Origin of the sequence: Streptomyces sp. NPDC096324, from assembly GCF_044763015.1 — a bacterium.
Taxonomy (GTDB): domain Bacteria; phylum Actinomycetota; class Actinomycetes; order Streptomycetales; family Streptomycetaceae; genus Streptomyces.
The window spans coordinates 511,098-528,319 of record NZ_JBIWFK010000003.1 but is presented as its reverse complement, the minus strand read 5'-3'; the positions used below and the strand labels follow the sequence as shown (position 1 = coordinate 528,319).

Annotated in this window: 10 protein-coding genes; 1 reads left to right on the top strand and 9 read right to left on the bottom strand. The window is 71.8% G+C overall.

The features are described from left to right. Positions 1-1,020: 1,020 nt before the first annotated feature. Positions 1,021-1,623 carry an acyltransferase gene (locus ACIQ7M_RS09700; protein WP_355770442.1) on the top strand — a complete coding sequence of 201 codons (603 nt, stop codon included), beginning with the start codon at positions 1,021-1,023 and terminating at the stop codon, positions 1,621-1,623. 397 nt (positions 1,624-2,020) lie between these two features. Here ACIQ7M_RS09700 and ACIQ7M_RS09695 read toward each other — a convergent pair whose 3' ends face one another. From ACIQ7M_RS09695 to ACIQ7M_RS09655, 9 genes are all read right to left on the bottom strand, one after another. Beyond that, on the bottom strand, positions 2,021-3,409 hold the full coding sequence (locus tag ACIQ7M_RS09695) for a hypothetical protein (protein WP_403641802.1): 1,389 nt from the start codon (positions 3,407-3,409) through the stop codon (positions 2,021-2,023). A 180-nt stretch (positions 3,410-3,589) separates the two neighbouring features. Further along, the gene (locus tag ACIQ7M_RS09690) at positions 3,590-4,873 is read right to left on the bottom strand and encodes a nucleotide sugar dehydrogenase (protein WP_403641799.1); all 1,284 of its coding nucleotides are present in this window, start codon (positions 4,871-4,873) and stop codon (positions 3,590-3,592) included. 9 nt (positions 4,874-4,882) lie between these two features. Next, on the bottom strand, positions 4,883-6,562 hold the full coding sequence (locus ACIQ7M_RS09685) for a glycosyltransferase family 2 protein (protein ID WP_403641797.1): 1,680 nt from the start codon (positions 6,560-6,562) through the stop codon (positions 4,883-4,885). Further along, positions 6,559-8,142, bottom strand: a complete 1,584-nt coding sequence (locus ACIQ7M_RS09680; RefSeq protein ID WP_403641794.1) for a glycosyltransferase family 4 protein — start codon at positions 8,140-8,142, stop codon at positions 6,559-6,561. Before ACIQ7M_RS09680 ends, ACIQ7M_RS09685 begins: the two co-directional genes overlap by 4 nt. Then, complete coding sequence (locus ACIQ7M_RS09675) at positions 8,132-9,109, bottom strand: Gfo/Idh/MocA family protein (RefSeq protein ID WP_386985440.1); 978 nt, start codon at positions 9,107-9,109, stop codon at positions 8,132-8,134. Before ACIQ7M_RS09675 ends, ACIQ7M_RS09680 begins: the two co-directional genes overlap by 11 nt. 44 nt (positions 9,110-9,153) lie before the next feature. Continuing rightward, positions 9,154-10,269 carry a DegT/DnrJ/EryC1/StrS family aminotransferase gene (locus ACIQ7M_RS09670; protein WP_355773958.1) on the bottom strand — a complete coding sequence of 372 codons (1,116 nt, stop codon included), beginning with the start codon at positions 10,267-10,269 and terminating at the stop codon, positions 9,154-9,156. 409 nt (positions 10,270-10,678) lie between these two features. Beyond that, positions 10,679-14,734 carry a ribonuclease E/G gene (locus tag ACIQ7M_RS09665; RefSeq protein ID WP_403641790.1) on the bottom strand — a complete coding sequence of 1,352 codons (4,056 nt, stop codon included), beginning with the start codon at positions 14,732-14,734 and terminating at the stop codon, positions 10,679-10,681. 262 nt (positions 14,735-14,996) lie between these two features. Then, positions 14,997-15,785: a TIGR03936 family radical SAM-associated protein gene (locus ACIQ7M_RS09660; RefSeq protein WP_403641787.1), complete on the bottom strand. Its 789-nt coding sequence runs from the start codon at positions 15,783-15,785 to the stop codon at positions 14,997-14,999. A 48-nt stretch (positions 15,786-15,833) separates the two neighbouring features. Then, a complete protein-coding gene (locus ACIQ7M_RS09655) occupies positions 15,834-17,087 on the bottom strand; it encodes a hypothetical protein (protein WP_403641785.1) in 1,254 nt (417 codons plus the stop codon). Positions 17,088-17,222: the final 135 nt, after the last annotated feature.

The window sequence follows — 17,222 nt, the reverse complement described above, 5'->3', positions numbered from 1 at the left end:
TCGCGGCGAGTTGAACGATGGCCTGGTGAGTCGACCCGCAAACCTGGGTGCTGTCACGGCGCTGGGCAGTGGGTGGGCGGCCACCCGGTACCGGCCGGGTCGAATGGAGTCGGCGGCTTCGCGGAAGGGACGGCCGGCCTCTCACCGGTCCTGGTTGATCACATCGGTGACGCTGTACTGTGTCCGTGGGCACGGAACAGGGGTTCGTGGCCCCCATCAGGCAAGACGCCAAGGGTGCCTGACGATAAGTCGGCTGTCCGACCGGACGCGGTTCCGGTCGCCCGGGTCACGCGTCCGCCCGGGAGCATGCGGACAGAATCGTTCGCGGTGCTCCACGGCTTGCTGTCGGGAACGAGCCGGCCGCGGGAATGGGCTCCAGCCCTCATGTCCCCGCCGCAGGGCGACCAAGCGTGATGCGGATGCGAGCGCGGAACGGTCGGAGACCGATGGGTCTACGGCGGAAAAAGGCCCTGGCTTTCGTCGAGAAATGTCGACGGTCGAGGCTTGACGCAAAGGGTCGTCGCGGAGTACGGGAAACGGGACGACGATACTGCGTCGGACCAGCAGCGCGAGGTCCGCGACCTGACGTTACCTTCACTTCGCTTCTGTCTCGACGGGCGCGTGATTCCGCTTGAAAAATGAGGCAGAATCCGCTGACACGAGCCGTTTTCGAGTCTCCGGTCACCATGTCGGGACGGAATGTTCGCCCGTATGAATAATTCCAATCTGCAAATCGGTGATCCGGCGTAAGCCTTCAGCCCGGTCGGGGCGACGAGCGCGCGTCACTCCGCTTCTGTAAACGTGCCGGAAGGCCGAAGAGCTCGAGCGGTGTGACCACCTCCGAGTGGTCGGGCCCGGCAGCCGGAACAGGCTCAGGCGCCGGCAGAGAGAACCGTCCTGCACGGGTCGGAACCGCGAGATCTCCCCCACCGGGTGGGCGGGGTTCGGCGCAAGGCGAACGGTCCGCCCCGGCACGTATGCTCACCGGGCGTAGCTGTCTCCCCCGGAAGCGAGAACGAAGTGAACTACAGGGTCCAGCCCAGCGCCCAGGTCGACGAGACCGCCGAGATCGGCGCGGGAAGCAGCGTCTGGGACCTCGCGCAGATCCGCGACGGCGCCCGCCTCGGCGAGGGCTGTGTGATCGGTCGTGGCGCGTACGTCGGCTCGGGCGTCCGGATGGGCGACAACTGCAAGCTGCAGAACTACGCGCTCGTCTACGAGCCCGCCGAGCTGGGTGACGGTGTCTTCATCGGCCCGGCCGTGGTCCTCACCAACGACCACAACCCGCGCTCCGTCGACCCCGAGGGCAAGCAGAAGAGGGGCGGCGACTGGGAGGCCGTCGGCGTGAAGATCGCCGACGGCGCCTCGATCGGTGCCCGCGCGGTCTGCGTCGCGCCGATCAGCATCGGGCGCTGGGCCATGGTGGCCGCCGGTGCCGTCGTCACCAAGGACGTGCCGGACTTCGCCCTGGTCGTCGGCGTTCCCGCCCGACGGGTCGGCTGGGTCGGCAGGGCCGGCGTCAAGCTGGTCGAGCACACCGGCGAGGCCGACGTGTGGGAGTGCCCGCAGACCGGCAGTCTCTACGAGGAGAAGGACGGCACCCTCGTCGAACGCGGCGCCTGAGACCGGGCGCACCGGCTGGACGTCGGTCTGATCGTCGGGGTGCGGGTCTCCTCGCTCTCTCCCGGCTCATGATCGGCCGTTCCTGTGGCCGCTGAGCAGGAGCCGTCCAAGTCGCCGCGTGCGACGTTCGGGACCTCCGGCTCGGCGGCGCCGGCCGGCAGGACGGCCTTCGGCCCGCGCCCTGGGGCGTCCCGGGACGCCGTGCGCGACGCGTTGAGCGGCCGGGCCCGGGACCGGCGTTTCCTGCCCCGGCCGAGCCGGAGCTCACCGGCTCGGCGAGTCCGATCGACCGCCGGACCGGAACTCACCGGCTCGGCGAGTCCGATCGACCGCCGGACCGGGACTCACCGGCCGGGCGAGTCCGATCGGTTGAGCGGCCGATCGACCGATCGACCCCTCAACCGGCGTCCGCCGCACCGGCACGGCGAAGTTCCGTCCCTGTGGCCTCAACCTCCGTCACCGGAACCTCCGCCACCGCAACCTCCGCCACCGGAGCCTCTTTCACCGCAGCCTCCGTCGCCGGAACCCCTGCCACCGGACCCGAGGACCAGTGACGGTCGACGACGAGGGGCAGGCCCAGAACGACGGGCGTCCACATCAGGACGCCGAGGCGGTCGGCCTCCTGGACGAGCGGATGGGCCAGGACCGCACACGCTCCGGTGAGCGCGGCGGCGAGAGCGAGCAGGCCCAGCCCCTTGCCGTGACGAGCCAGCGCCCAGGCGGCGAGCGCCGTCAGGACCAGGAAGTACGGCAGCGCGGCCTGCTGCGCGATCCAGTCCCCCGCGAACCGGCCGGCGAGACCCATCAGCTCGCTCCAGGGATCGGTGATCTCCGGAGTTTCGAAGTGATGGGTGAAGGTGTCCTGAAGAGTGGCCTGTGAGGAGGCCAGCCCGAGAATCCGTATCGCGGCGACGACCCCACCGGCTGCCACCACGGAGGACACCGCGAGGACGGCCGTACCCCGGTGACGCGAGGAGCGGCCGCGGCACAGGGCCCACGTCGCGGCCACGCCGAGGACCACCGCAAGCACCAGGGCCGACGAGTAGCGGGTGACCCCGCCGGCCACGTACCCGAGGGCCACCAGAGCCGTTCCCTTCACCATGGACCGGCGTCTGAGCAACAGCAGACCGCCCCAGAGCACGCACAGGACGCACACCGTGAACAGCCCCTCGCTCAGGGCCTGGGCGCTCCACCAGCCGAGCGGTGTGGCGAGGAACGCCACCTGGCCGACTGCGGCGGCCCGCCGGTTCAGCCCCGCGCGGCCGAGCAGCCCGAACACGAGAAGCGAGCCCACCGCGGCCAGGACGAGTCCCAGCAGCCTCATCCCGTCGAGCACTCCGAAGGCGCCGACGAACGGCGCCGCGAGCAGGGGGTAGCCCGGTCGGCCGGCGAAGATGGCCTGGTAGCGCGGGTCACCGGTGGTGATGTCGGGGGCGTCGGTCCACCGCTTGAGGCAGGCATGTTCGGCGGTGGTCCTGAGAGCGGGCAGGCTCGCGTGTTCCATCGGCCGAAGCCGCTCGTCGAGCGCCGTGCGGTCGGCGCGGCTGACGCAGAAGGCGGCGAGCGCCGTGCGATGCGCCTCCTCACGCGAGACACCGAGGTGCTGCTCCGCCGCCCGCGCGTACCGGTAGGAATCCGGGAACATCGTCCACTGCGGCGCCGCGACGAGTTGGAACACCGCGTACAGGGCGCAGATCGATAACGGCAGAACGTACCGGCCGCGGCGCGCACGGACGGCGATCCGTTGCGTGAGGGACGTGGTGACGGCGGTGGGGACAGCGGGCACGTGAGGATCCTGAGCAGTGAGCGGCCGGCCCGGGCAGCGTGGCCGGGCCGGGTCGTACGACGGCTTCCGTGCGGACCGAGGCGTCGGCCCGAGGACCTGTCCCGCCCGCTCTTCCCCTCCGTGTCATGGCAAGGGCCCGTCCAGTATGCCCGGACGGGCCCTTGCGGTGCGGGTGGGGTGTCAGCCGCCGATGACAACCCGGCGGACGCCCTTCCAGGCCTCCGCGTCGGTCGTACGGCGTCCGTCGACCAGGACGGTGACGTCAGGCAGGTCCGCCGGGGTCAGCGTCCGGTACTCGGCGTGGTCGGCCTGCAGGATCGCCGCGGTGACCTTCTCACCGGCGTGCGGGGGCAGACCGTGCGCCGACAGTTCCTCGGCCGTGTACATCGGGTCCGAGACGAACGGGACGGCCCCGCGCGCCTTGAGCGCCTCGACGGTCGGGAAGACGCCGGAGAAGGCCGTCTCCTTCACGCCGCCGCGGTAGGCCGCGCCCAGCACGAGGACGTTCACCCCGGTCAGGTCGCCGTAGGCGGCCGCCAGCAGATCCACGGCGTACTCCGGCATCGCCGCGTTCGCCTCACGGGCGGAGCGGACGACCGTCGCGGACGGGTCGTTCCACAGGTACATCCGCGGGTAGATCGGGATGCAGTGGCCGCCGACGGCGATGCCCGGCTGGTGGATGTGGCTGTAGGGCTGCGAGTTGCAGGCCTCGATGACCTTCTTGACGTCGATGCCGTTGCTGTCGGCGAAGCGCGCGAACTGGTTGGCCAGACCGATGTTGACATCGCGGTAGGTGGTCTCGGCGAGCTTGGCGAGCTCGGAGGCCTCGGCGGTACCGAGATCCCAGACACCGTTCGGCTGCGGCAGGTCGGCGCGCTCGTCGAAGTCGAGCACCTGCTCGTAGAACTCCACACCCCGGGCGGTCGACGCCTCGTCGACACCGCCGACCAGCTTGGGGTAGCGGCGCAGGTCGGAGAAGACCCGGCCGGTGAGGACCCGCTCCGGCGAGAAGACCACGTGGAAGTCCTCGCCCGAGGTCAGCCCCGAGGCCTCGGCCAGCATCGGCGCCCACCGGGTGCGGGTGGTGCCGACCGGCAGCGTGGTCTCGTAGGAGACGAGCGTGCCCGGCTTGAGGCCCTGGGCGATGGCCTTCGTCGCGGAGTCCATCCAGCCGAAGTCCGGCGTGCCCTCGGCATCGACGAACAGCGGAACGACCACGACCACGGCCTCGGACTGCGCGACCGCCGCGGCGGTGTCCGTCGTCGCGCTCAGGAGCCCGGCGTCGACGGCCTGCTTGAGCTTGACGTCCAGGTCGTGCTCACCGGGGAACGGCTCGGTGCCGGCGTTGACCAGCTCGACGACCTTCTCGTTGACGTCCGCGCCGATGACCCGGTGCCCCTTGGACGCGAACTGCACGGCCAGCGGAAGCCCGATCTTGCCGAGGGCTACTACACAGATGTTCATGGACGGTCGCTACTTCCTTTTCGAACGGCTCGTGGGGGAACCGCTCGGCTTCGGGCCGGCGGATCGGATTTTCAGTCGCCGGGCGAGAGCCGACTTCGCCTTCGAGACCAGTGATCGCTTCGGCGGGTTCAGGGGACCCGTGGTGATCACCACGCGGCCCTTGGGGTTCACCGTCGCCCGCGCGTAGCGCGGGTCCTCGTGAGCACCCCAGCGGCGGGCCAGCGGCATGGGCTTGCCCTTGCCGCGCACGGGGATCTCGTACGTCGAACCGGCGACGTCGAGGTAGACCCGGAGGCCGAGTTTGACCGTGGCCCGCTCCAGCGGGATGCGCGCGCGCAGCACCGTGGCGGCACCGTCATCGGCGAGTTCGGTCGTGAACTCGCCCACGGGAGCGGGGAGTTCGTGTCCCTCCGGGAGCCTTCTGGCTCCGGGCTTGTCCGCCGACTTCGGCATGGCGCCCTGGGCGAGGCGCAGGACGGCTCCGTCGACGTCGCCGAGGACCTGCAGCCGCAGGGTCGCCGTGTACGTGATCTTGTCGTCCGCCTGGTCCCAGGTGGAGGCGACCAGTTCGGTGCCCTTGGCGAGGCGGCCGGGAACCGCCTCCCCGACGAGCTCGTAGCAGCGGTCGGACAGTCCGATGCGGGGGTCGCGGAAGCCCGGGTAGCGGGCGTAGGCACGCTCGCCCTCGACGACGAACGGGGGCGCCCCGTTCGCCTTCTCCGAGGCGATCGCCTCGGACAGTTCGTCGACCGCGCCGGCCTGGGCCAGACAGATGCGCACCCGGCGCTTGACATCCATGGCGTCGCGGATGCCGTCGGTGAGGTACGCGTCGGCGAGCCGCGCGACGCCCGCGCAGAGGTCGCGCTGGAGTTCGCGGTCGAGCGCGGGGAAGTCGTCCTGGACGAGCTTGGCCACTTCCCAGGTGAAGTGCCGGCGCAGGACGGCGTCGCGCTCCGGGCCCGCCTCGAGGAGACCGGCCGTGAAGTCCATGATCTCCACCGCGCACTGCAGCCGCGCCAGGTGGTCGGCGCGGTAGGTGATGTTGCTGGCGTCGCCCCGCTTCACCGCGTAGTAGCAGGTGTAGTCGGCCACCACGGAGATCTTCCGCGCACGCACGACGGCCTCGATGGTGAACGGCTGGTCACTGCCCACCGGCAGGTGCTCGGGGAAGCGAAGCTTGTGCTGTTCGACCAGGTCGCGCCGGAACAGCTTGGTGTTGGCGAGAGTCCACGGCAGGGCGGAGTCGGTGAGGCCGACGTCCGGGTTGTTCTCCTTGTACAGCTCCTGGTGGACGTACCGGCCGTTCGTACCGACCATCTTGCCGACGACGACGTCGGAGTCGTGCTCGTCGGCGCAGGCCACCATGCGCTCCAGCGCTTCCTCGCCGAGGTGGTCGTCCGAGCCGATGAAGTAGACGTAGCGGCCCGTGGCGATGTCCAGCGCGCGGTTGCTGGGGGCGGCCGGGCCACCGGAGTTGGCCTGGTGAAGCACCTTGACGGTGCCCGGGTACCGCTCCGCGAAGCGGTCGAGTTCGGCACCGCTGTCGTCGGTGGAGCCGTCGTCGACCGCGACGATCTCGAGCCTGTCGAGGCCGATGCTCTGCCCGATCAGGGAGTTCAGGCACTCCGTCAGGTAGGGCATGGTGTTGTAGACCGCGACGACGACACTGACGTCGGGTGTGCCACTCATGTCCGTGCCTCCACCGGTCTCGGCTCGGCCACCTGCCGGGCCCCGCTGCCGGGCAGCAGCCCGCTGTAGACCTCGTCCAGCACGTCGGCCTGGGCCTCCCAGGTCCACTGGTCGAGGAGCCCCGGCTCGTCGTAGACGCTCCGGTAGCGCTCGGCGTCGCCCAGAACGGACTTCACCGCGCGGACGTAGTCCTCCACGTCCTCGGCCCGGAACACCTCGCCCTGGCGGGTCTGCTCGACCATGGAGCCCATGGTCTTCACGTCGCTGACCACCAACGGCAGCCTGGCGTGGGAGTACTCGAAGAACTTGGTGATGAGCGCGATCTCGTGGTTCGGCCAGTGGTGGATCGGAATGACCCCGAGGTCCGCGGCCGCGAGGAAACGCACGACCTGGTAGTGCGGCACGTACGGCACGATGTGCAGCCGGTCGCCGACCTCCAGCTCCTCCGCCCGCGCCCGGAGGGTCCGCATGTACTCGGACTCGGGGTTGAGCACGACGAACGCGGTGTGCACGTCCGGAAGCTGCGGCAGCGACTCGACCATGATGTCGAGGCCGCGCTGCGGAGCGGCGGCACCGCTGTAGACGGTCAGGGGCACGTCGTATCCGATGCCGCACAGCTCCCGCAGGTCCGGAACGGGCTCGGCGGCCTGCTCGGGCGAGACCTCGGCGTCGGGGGCGTTGAGGACGACGGTGGGACGGGCCTTGAGGTTGTGCCGTTCCTGGAGCATCCCGGCAAGGGTGTCCGAGACCGTCGTCACGGCGTCGGCGTGCCGCGAGTACTCCAGCTCGTGGGCGCACTGGGCGACGTGCCAGCGCGGGTGCGGGCTCCACGGCTTGATCCCGGGCAGGAACTCGTGGGCGTCCCAGACGAGCTTGACCTTCCGGCCCTTGGCGCGGGCGCGCAGCGTGGCGCGGGCTCCGACACCCAGCATGCGGAAGTCGTTGGCGTGGACGAGGTCGGGCTTCAGCTCGTCGATGACCTTGCCGTACGCGAGCTCGTAGTCCCAGAGGTGGGGGTCGAGCCTGCGCCAGGCGCGGGTGCCCATGGTCTTCTTCCAGAAGGCGGTGGTGAACCTGTCCAGAGCGGAGTCCATGTCCTTGCGCCGCTTCTCCAGCGCCAGGGTGCTGCGGTGACGCAGTTTCACCCAGGAGTACAGGAAGCGGGCCAGGAAGCGGGGCGCCAGGAGCCTCAGCCGGCCGAGGGCCGAACCCTCCTGCTTGGCGAGGATCAGCCGGATGTTGAGGTCGGCACGCCTGGCCTTGATCTTCTGACGCCGGTACGCGGCCAGCGGACCGGGCCGGTACGCCAGCGGGGCACGCAACACGGCACGCCGGTACTCGTGGCGTCGGCGGGACATCGGACCGGGCACCGGCAGAAGCCGGACCTCGGCGTCACCGATCTGCCAGGTCTGCTCCTTCTTCCCCTTGGCCTTGCCCAGCAGTACGACGTCCCAGCCCGCCTCGGCGGCCGACCTGGCCTCCTTCTGCACGCGAGAATCGCCGTTGACCCCGTTGTCGACGAGCATCACGATCCGCCCGCGCACGGGCCGGTTCGTCGACTTGTTGTTCTCAGCTGCCATGGATGGCCAGGTCCTCCGAAAGAAGCGAAACGCTGCGGTTGTTCAACGCCGACTCCAGCACAGCCGCCGCCACTTCCACCGTCCGCGTGCCCTGACGCAGGGTGCAGATGTCGGCCTCCTTGCCGAGCACGGCGTCGCGGAACAGCTCGTGTTCGACGAGGAGCGGCTCGCGCTTCGGGATGGCGTAACGGATCATGTCGCCCTCGGAGACACCGCGGAAGGCCTGGAGGGCCTCCCACTCCGTGGAGATCGCCGCGTTGGAGTGGAAGGTCAGGTCGGCGGTGAGGGTGTCGGCGATGAAGCAGCCGCGCTCGCCGGTGACCGAGGTGAAGCGCTCCTTGAGCGGGCTCAGCCAGTTGACCAGGTGGTTGACCATCGTGCCGTCGTCGAGGCGGCCGACCGCGGAGACCATGTCCTCGTGCTCGCGACCGCTCTTGGAGACGGTGTGCGCGGCGATGGAGACGTACTCGCGCCCGGTCACCCAGCCGGTGAGGTCGATGTCGTGGGTGGCGAGGTCCTTGACCACGCCGACGTCCGCGATGCGGTGCGGGAAGGGACCCTGGCGGCGGGTGACGACCTGGTACACGTCGCCGAGCTCGCCGGCCTCCAGCCGGGCGCGCAGCGAGCGCAGCGCCGGGTTGCACCGCTCGATGTGGCCCACGCCGGCCACCAGGCCGCGCGACTCGAACGCCTCGACGAGACGGTGCGCGCCCGCCACGGTGTCGGCGACCGGCTTCTCGATCAGCGCGCAGACACCGGCCTCGGCGAGCTGCATGCCGACCGGCTCGTGCAGCGCCGTGGGGCAGGCCACGACCGCGTAGTCGATGCCGAGGCCGATGAGCTGCTCGACGGTGTCGAGGACCGGCGCGCCCTGGGCGGCGCCGAACTTGTCGCCCATCGGATCGACGACGGCGACGAAGTCGACGCCCTCCAGCCCGGACAGGACGCGGGCGTGGTGACGCCCCATGGAACCGAGACCGACGAGCCCGGCCCTCAGCTTCTTCCCGCTGCTCACAGCTGGGCCCCCAGTGCGTTCACGGCGGACACGATGCGCTCGAGGTCCCCGGCGGACAGACCCGGGTGGACGGGCAGCGAGACGACCTCGGCGGCCGCGCGCTCCGTCTCGGGCAGGTCCCAGGTGCGACCGGCCTTCTGGTCCGGCTCCCAGTACGGCTTCAGCCGGTGGATCGGCGTCGGGTAGTACACGGCGTTGCCGATGCCGGCCTCGGTCAGGCTCGCCATGGCCGCGTCGCGGTCGCCCCGGATCCGCACGGTGTACTGGTGGAAGACGTGACGCGCGCCCTCGGCGACGCTCGGCGTGACCACGGACGGCGCGCTGATGTGCTCCGTCAGGTACGCGGCGTTGGCGATGCGCTGCTCGGTCCAGCCGTGGAGCTTGGCGAGCTGCACCCGGCCGATGGCCGCGGAGACGTCCGTCATACGGACGTTCGCGCCGACGATCTCGTTGGCGTAGCGCTGCTCCATACCCTGGTTGCGCAGGAGGCGCAGGGTACGGGCGACCTCCGCGTCACCGGTGGTGACCATGCCGCCCTCGAGGCTGTGCATGTTCTTGGTCGGGTAGAAGCTGAACGTGCCCGCGTTGCCGAAGGCGCCGACCGGCGTTCCGTGCAGGGCGGCCGCGTGCGCCTGGCAGGCGTCCTCGACCACGGCGAGTCCGTGCCGCTCGGCGATGGCCATGATCCGGTCCATCGCGGCGGGGTGGCCGTAGAGGTGGACGGGCATGATCGCGGTGGTGCGCGGAGTGATCGCCGCCTCGACCGCCGCCGGGTCCAGACAGAAGCTGTCCGCCTCGATGTCGACGAAGACCACGTCGGCGCCGACGAGCCGCACCGCGTTGGCGGAGGCCGCGAAGGAGAACGACGGCACGATGACCTCGTCACCCGGGCCGACGCCCAGCGCGAGCAGCGTCAGGTGCAGCGCGGAGGTACCGGAGTTGACGGCGACGCAGTGCCGCCCGTCCACCACGTTCGAGAACTCCGCCTCGAAGGCGGCAACCTCGGGGCCCTGTACGACCCGGCCGCTGCGCAGCACGCGCACCGCGGCCTCGATCTCCTCTTCGCCGATCACGGGCCTTGCGGCGGATATCAACTCATGGGCGTCGGTCATCGACATCCCTTCCTCGTCAGCGACCACTAGGGCGCACTACTTCGTGCAGGGGTCGGGAAGGAACGGTGTCGAGCGTGGCACGTCCGCATCCCCGGAAGTTCGCCGACGCCTCGCGACAGCGATCCGTTTCCCGCAAGACCCTGCCCCCTGGGGGTACCTCGCGTGGTCTACGGCCCGCATGGTGACCAGCAGCCGAGTCCGCGGTCAGATTACCAGCAGAAGTGCAAAGCTTTTCCTCAGGGTTACGACAAGGAAACCTTAGGCTGGCGTGCCGTCCATCACATGATCTACCAGGAGTGATCGCGTTCGCCGTCCGGCCCACGTGGGGACAGCCGGCCGCGTACACGGAACGGCGAAGCGCGGGACACCGGCCGGCCGGTGTCCCGCGCTTCGGTAGGCGATCCGGAGATCAGTCCTCCGTCGTCGCCGAGACGGACGGCGCCGTCTGCTCGGCGGCCACCGTGGACTTCTTGACGGCCGCCTTCTTCGCGGTCGCCTTCTTGGCCGTGGTCTTCTTCGCGGCCGTCTTCTTGGCGGCGACGGTCTTCTTGGCGGCGGCCTTCTTCGCCGTCACCTTCTTGGCCGTCTTGCGGGCGGCCGCCTTCTGCGCGGCCGGCGCCTCGGCGTCGGCCTCGACGGCCTCCGTCCCGGCGTCCCCGGACTCGGGCTCGGCGACGACCGGCTCCGCGGCGGCCGACGGGACGACCACGACGGCCGCCTCCGCGGACGCGGTGGGCGCGGTGGCCTTGCGCACGGCACGGCGGCGCGGACGGGCCGGCGCCGCACTCGCGGCGGGGGCCTCGGCCACCGGCTCGGGCGCCGTCTCCGCCTCGTCGGCGGTCTGCGCGGGAGCCTCGGCGACGGGCGCCGCGACCGGCTCCGTGACCGTCACGACGGCCTCTTCGACCGACTTGGGCGAACCGGCCGGCGCCGACACCTTGCGGGTCGCACGACGGCGCGTACGGCCCTGGGGAGCGGCCTCGGCCTCCGCCACCGCGGCCACCGGGGCCTCGACGGTCTCGGCCGGAGCCTCGGCGACCGGCTGCTCGGCCACCGGCTGCTCGGCGGCGGGCGCCTCGACGACCGGGTCCTCCGCCGCGAACGGCTCGGCCTCGACGGCCTCACGGGTCCGGGCGGCGGCGCGCTCGGCCCGCTCCTCGCGCCTCGTGCGGGGAGCGCGCTCCTCGGTCCTCGGCGCACCGGCCGGAGCGGACGCGCGGCGGGAGGTGCGGCGCCGCGAACGGCCACGGGTGGCCGCGGCCTCCGCCTCGGCGGCGCTGCCGTACAGCTCCTCGTCCGGCTGGAACTCGGTCTCGGCCAGCGAGACCGGCGCGGCGACCTCGGCGGCCACCTCGGCCTCGGTCTCCGCCTCCGGCTCCTCGGCCGTCTCGTGCGTGAGCTCGTGCTCGTGCTCGTGGACCTGCTCGGCACCGCCACGGCCGCGCTTCTTGCGCTTGCCGCCGCCACCGATGGACGTCGGCTGCTCCATGTGCACGATGACACCGCGGCCGTTGCAGTGGACACAGGTCTCGGAGAAGGACTCCAGCAGGCCCTGGCCGACCCGCTTGCGGGTCATCTGCACGAGGCCCAGCGAGGTCACCTCGGCCACCTGGTGCTTCGTACGGTCGCGGCCCAGGCATTCGAGCAGGCGCCGCAGCACCAGGTCGCGGTTGGACTCCAGGACCATGTCGATGAAGTCGATGACGACGATGCCGCCCAGGTCGCGCAGCCGGAGCTGGCGCACGATCTCCTCGGCCGCCTCCAGGTTGTTCCTGGTGACGGTCTCCTCGAGGTTGCCGCCCTGGCCGGTGAACTTTCCGGTGTTGACGTCGACCACGATCATGGCCTCGGTCTTGTCGATCACCAGCGAGCCGCCGCTGGGCAGCCAGACCTTGCGGTCCAGCGCCTTCATGAGCTGCTCGTCGATCCGGTACGTGGCGAAGACGTCGACCTCGGAGGTCCACTTCGACAGCCGGTCGGTCAGGTCGGGCGCCACGTGGGAGACGTAGCCGTGGATGGTGTCCCAGGCCTCGTCACCGCTGACGATGACCTTGGAGAAGTCCTCGTTGAAGATGTCGCGGACGACACGGACGGTCATGTCCGGCTCGCCGTACAGCAGGGTCGGGGCGTTGCCGCTCTTCGCCTTCTTCTGGATGTCCTCCCACTGCGCCTGCAGACGCTCGACGTCACGGCTCAGCTCGTCCTCGCTCGCGCCCTCGGCGGCGGTGCGCACGATGACGCCCGCGTCCTCGGGGACGATCTTCTTGAGGATGGTCTTCAGACGCGCGCGCTCGGTGTCGGGCAGCTTGCGGCTGATGCCGGTCATCGAGCCCTCGGGCACGTACACGAGGTAGCGGCCCGGGAGGGAGACCTGGCTGGTCAGACGCGCGCCCTTGTGACCGATCGGGTCCTTGGTGACCTGCACGAGGACCGACTGGCCGGACTTGAGGGCGGACTCGATGCGGCGCGGCCCGTGGGCCATGCCGAGCGCCTCGAAGTTGACCTCACCGGCGTAGAGCACCGCGTTGCGGCCCTTGCCGATGTCGATGAAGGCCGCCTCCATCGACGGCAGCACGTTCTGGACCTTGCCCAGGTAGACGTTGCCGACGTACGAGGTCGCCTGCTCCTTGTTGACGTAGTGCTCGACGAGCACGTCGTCCTCGAGGACACCGATCTGGGTGCGCTCGCCGCTCTGGCGGACGACCATCACCCGCTCGACGGCCTCGCGGCGGGCCAGGAACTCGGCCTCGGTGATGATCGGAACCCGGCGGCGGCCCTGCTCGCGGCCCTCGCGGCGGCGCTGCTTCTTCGCCTCCAGGCGCGTCGAGCCCTTGATGGACTGGACCTCGTCCGAGGGCTGCTCCTCGCGCCTGCCGCGCGGCTCGCGAACCTTCACGACGGTGCGCTCGGGGTCGTTCTCGCCGGGCTGCTCGGCATCGCCGCCGGAGTCACCGGCGCGGCGACGGCGGCGACGACGGCGACGGCTGCTGCTGGAGCCGCCCGCCTCCTCGCGCTCGTCCGCGTCCTCGGCGTCCTCCTCGGCCTGCTCGGCGGCGTCCTCGGCGTCCTGCGCGGCCTGCTCGGCGGCGATGTCGTCCTCGCCGGCCTCGCTGTCCGCGTCCGACTCGGCGGACTCGCCGCGGCGACGGCGACGGCCACCGCGACGGCGGCGGCGACGGGAGCCAGCGGACTCCTCCTCGCCCTCGTCACCCTCGACGGCGTCCTCCGCTTCCTCGGCGGATTCCGCGTCCTCGTCCTCCACGTCCTCGACGGACTCGGCGTCCTCGACGGACTCCTGCGGCTCCTCGGTCACGACCTGCGGCTCGTCCTCGAAGCCCCGGCGACGACGGCGCCTGCGGCCGACGGCCGGCTCCTGGACGGTCTCGGCCGGCTCGGGGGCCTCAGCGGCCTCGGCCGCCTCGGCGGCGGCCGCGGCGGCGGCCCGCTCGGGCGTCTGGAACATCGGCTCGGTGAACACCGGCGCCTGGAACACGGCGACGGCCGGACGGCCGGGGCGTCGCGAGGACTCCTCGGTGTCCTTCTGCGCGGGCGCGGAGAAACCGACGGCGGCCTTGCGGGTGGCGCGGCGGCGGCCGCGGCGCGGGCCGCCCTCCTCCGCCTGCGCGGCTTCGGTCTGCGCGGCTTCCGTCCTCGGGGCCTCGGTGGGCGCGGTCTCGGCCTCGACCGCCTCGGGCTTGATCTCGCTGCTCACGGGCGCCTCCACACGCTCGTCGGCGGTGTCGCCCTCGGGCGCGCCGGCGGGAGCGGAGGCCCGGCGGGTGGCGCGACGGCGGGTCGTGCGGCGCGGGGCGGCTTCGTCGGCGACGGGCTCGGCGGCGGGCGCCTCGGGCTCGGCCTCGGCGGGGGCGGCCACCGGCTCGGCGGCGGTCGTCACGGCCTCGGCGGTCTCGGCGGGCGCACCGGCGGGCGCGGAGGCGCGGCGGGTGGCACGACGGCGCGTACGCCCGGCGGGCGCGCTCTCCTCGGCCGGGGCCTCCTCGACGGGCCGGCTCTCGGGCTCGGCAACGGCGGCGGGCTCGACGGTCTCGTCGGGCCTCGGGGTCTCGGCCTGCGCGGTCTCGGCCGCACCGGGCGCGCCGGCGGGCGCGGAGGCCCGGCGGGTGGCGCGACGGCGCGTACGGCGCGGGGCGGCGTCGTCGGTCTCTGCGGGGGCTTCCTGGGTCTCCTCGACCGCGGCCGCCTCAGCGGCCTCCTCGGTCTCGTCCGTCTCCTCGGCCTCGACATCGGCGGAGGTCACGGCCCCGGCGGGGGTCTCCTCCGCCGCGAGGTCGGCGGACGCGACGGCCGGTATGGCCGGCGCGGTGGTCTCGGCCGCGGCCTCGGAGGCGGCGGTCGGCGGACCGGCGGGGCGCGACGCCGCACGGCGGCGGCGCCGCGGCGGCAGGGTGTCGCTGGGAGTGTTGTTGTTGTCGGAACCCTCGGTGGGTTCGGTCGGCTCGAGCATGCGGGTGGATCTCCCGTCAGGCTCCCGGGCGCCGCGCCTGGTCCGGCGATGCCGGTGACGTCCGCGGCTCGCGCGTTGCGCGGTGCCGCCGTCCGGGGCGCGGGCGCCGCACGGGAGCTCTCTGTGTCCTGTCTCGCCGGTTCCGTACGCCATGTGTGCGTACGGCCTGGCGAAAGTCTTTAAGGTCGGTGCGCTGCCCGACCCAGGTGGCTCCCGGATACGAGGGCGGCGCTACGACAACGGTCCTTACGCGGGACCTTCCTTACGCCGACGCCTTCGCGGCGGCAGCTTCGGCGGCCCCTGTGCGATCGGCTGGGGCGGCTGCGACTGCCTCGCGGTCGGGCGCGAGCGGGTCGGTCACCGTGCCGGTCTCTTCATCGAACAGCCCCTGCGCCAGCCTGGTCACCGCAGCGGCGACCGGCGGCGCCAGGTCGGCCACGGCGCGAAGACCGGACAGGACGTCGTCGGGTCGAACGGCAGGCGTCACGTGCCGAACAACCAGCCGCAGTATCGCACAGGGCTGGTCGGTCGGCCTATCAGCCTGTGGACTGTGCGTCTCGAGGGTCGTCCCCAGACTCGCCACGGCACCGCGGGCGTCGAACGTCCGCATGCCGTTCTTGGTCTTGCGGCTGACCTCCACGGTCTCGGCCGCGTTGAAGGCCTCCACCGCGCGCTCCGCGTCCGCCGGGTCCACGCCGTCGAGGCGCATCTCCCACACGGAAGCGGTGAGCCGGTCGGCGAGACCCGAGACGCGGGCCTCGACCGCCTCGGTGATGTCGAGGCCCTGGGGCATCGACTCGTCGAGGAGCTCGCGCAGCTTCTCGGGATCGCGCAAGTCGGTGAGCGCGATCTCCAGATACTCCGCCTCGCTGCCCGTGCCGGTGGGTGCGGCATTGGCGTACGACACCTTCGGGTGCGGCGTGAACCCTGCCGAGTACGCCATGGGTACGGCGGCACGGCGCAGGGCACGCTCGAAGGCGCGCTGGAAGTCACGGTGGCTGGTGAACCGGAGGCGGCCGCGCTTGGTGTAGCGCAGTCGGATGCGCTGCACCGCGGGTGCGGGCGGCGGGCCTTCGGGCTGTCGCTTGCCCAGTGTCGCTCAGTCCTTCATGAGTGCGGTCGTACTGCTACCAAGAGTACGTGTCTCACCGCCCGCCGGTTCCCGCCGGGCGACCGGCTGTGGTTCCGGGGGCGCCCCGAAGAGCATCCGCCGGAAGTCGGCGCGGGCCTGCCGGGCGCCGTCCCGGGCGGACTCCAGCGCCTGCCGTGCCGTCCGCCGGATCCCGCGCGCCACCTCGGCCGCGGGCCTCAGCACCAGATCCCGCACGGCGTGCCCGACCGGCGTCAGCACGGTCCGGTAGGCCCAGCGGGCCGGCTCGACGAAAGTCCACCGGAAAAGACGCGCGAGGAACCGTCCGACGGCGCGCGAGACGTACCCGGCGACCCGCCACGCGTGCCCGAGGGCCTCGCCGATCTCCCTGGCCACGACGGCGAGCGCACGCCCGACGGGCACGAGGATCCAGCGCCACACGGCGAGTGCGGGAAGCACCAGCAGGACGCGCGCGGTCCAGTAGAGCGCGGCCCCGATGCCCACGAAGATCATCCGTACGATCCGCACGAACCCGTCGGCGAGGAAGGCGACCGCCCTGCCGACGGGGGTGAGGACCCAGGTGTACAGCCACAGGGCGGGGACCACCAGCAGATACCGCGCCAGCCAGGCGAACGCGGTGTACACCCCGAACGCGACGGCCCCGAGGACCAGGCCGACGCCCTTGAGCACCCGGGCGACAGCGTGCCCGACCGGCGTGAGCAGCCGCGCGTACACCCAGCCGCACACGGCCTCGACACCACGCAGGATCCAGTCGAGAGCGGTCAGGACGCCCTTGACGGACCACATGAACGCCGCCAGGGCCCCCGCGAACACGGCGGCGAGCAGGGCACCGGCCTTCCGGGCCGTCCAGGCGAGGGCGTGACCGAGCGGGGTCAGGACCGTGCGGTACAGCCAGACGGCGGGAACGACGAGCAGCACGTGCCCGAGCCGGGCCAGCGCTTCGCCGACCGGGCGGAGGACGTAGCGCCACAGCGCCACCCAGGGCCACACGAACAGCGCCCGCGCCACCCATCCGAGAACCAGTCCGAGCGCGCGCCCCAGCGGCCGGAACAGCGTGTCCCGAAGAAACCTTCCGCCGACGACGAGCGCGTCCCACACCATCCGTACCGGCACGACGAGGACGAGGACGACGATCCGCACCGGAAGTCGGATCGCGACGGCGAGACATCCCTCGGCCTGCGTGCCGGGCCGGGCGGTGGCCTGCGTGACGGGCTGCGCGGTGGACGGTTTTTCCAGATCCATACCTGCGTAGACGCACCGGCCGCCGCAATGGATGCGACACATCCCCACCTCCGTGGCGCGCCCCGGCCCCGCCACCTGCCGACGGCCACCTCGCGTCCTCGCCGGGCGCCGCCGGACCGCCGAGACGCAGCGGTG